The sequence below is a fragment of the Azoarcus taiwanensis genome (assembly GCF_012910885.1).
Lineage (GTDB): Bacteria > Pseudomonadota > Gammaproteobacteria > Burkholderiales > Rhodocyclaceae > Azoarcus_F > Azoarcus_F taiwanensis.
On record NZ_WTVM01000280.1, the window covers coordinates 1 to 796 of the forward strand.

General features: G+C 61.2%; 1 protein-coding gene. It reads left to right on the top strand.

Annotation, left to right across the window (positions count from 1 at the left end):
- The coding region (locus GPA21_RS20310) for a sensor domain-containing diguanylate cyclase (protein WP_168989866.1) at window positions 1-754 on the top strand (754 nt) is incomplete at its 5' end.
- Window positions 755-796: the final 42 nt, after the last annotated feature.

Consider the following 796-nt stretch of genomic DNA (forward strand, 5'->3'; position numbering starts at 1 on the left):
TGCCGACGTGAGGCGCCGCGAGTTGCTGGCGTTGGCGCTCCCGGTGAGCGTTGCGCTGCTGGCCGTTGGCCTGCTCTTCGTCATTGCGCTGAGGCGCGGGTGGCGACGCGAACGTGCACTCAAGCTCGACCTGCAGAGCAACCTCTTGTGGCTGGAGAGCGCGCAGCAGGCGGCGGGCATCGGGCATTTTGCAATCGATCCGGTGATCGGGACGGTTCACATGTCGAGCTTGTGCCAGGACATCTTTGGTGTGCGTGACGACGAGATCACGATGGCGCAATGGCTGTCTCTGATCGACGCGGAGGACAGAGGCGAGCTCAAGACCGTTCTGGCGCGTGTCCGGTCGGGAGAGGATGCCACGCGTGTCCAGTGTCGCATCCTGCCCGTCGATGATCGGACCGCATTGCGCTGGGGCGAGATCGGGTGCCGTGCCTTCGATCAAGAGCGTCCGGGTGACCCCAGGGTGATCGGCATCGCCCAGGACATCACCGATCGCAAGGCGGTGGAAGCAGAACTGGCTGGATATCGGCGTCGGCTTGAGGCACAAGTGCGTCTGGATGCTCTCACCGGTTTGTCCAATCGGCGTGCGCTCGATGAAGCGGCTGCGTTCCAGCTCGCGCAGGCAGTGCGTGGTGGGACGCCGCTCGCGCTGATGATGATCGACGTCGATTTTTTGGGTAAGCGGATTAAATGGTTGATCTTACCTTTGCATGAGAGTGAGACAGACCGGCATCTCATCGGATTATCTGGTTGATGCTTCACCTACTGCTGGTGCATGTTTCCTTCGCTAATTCCA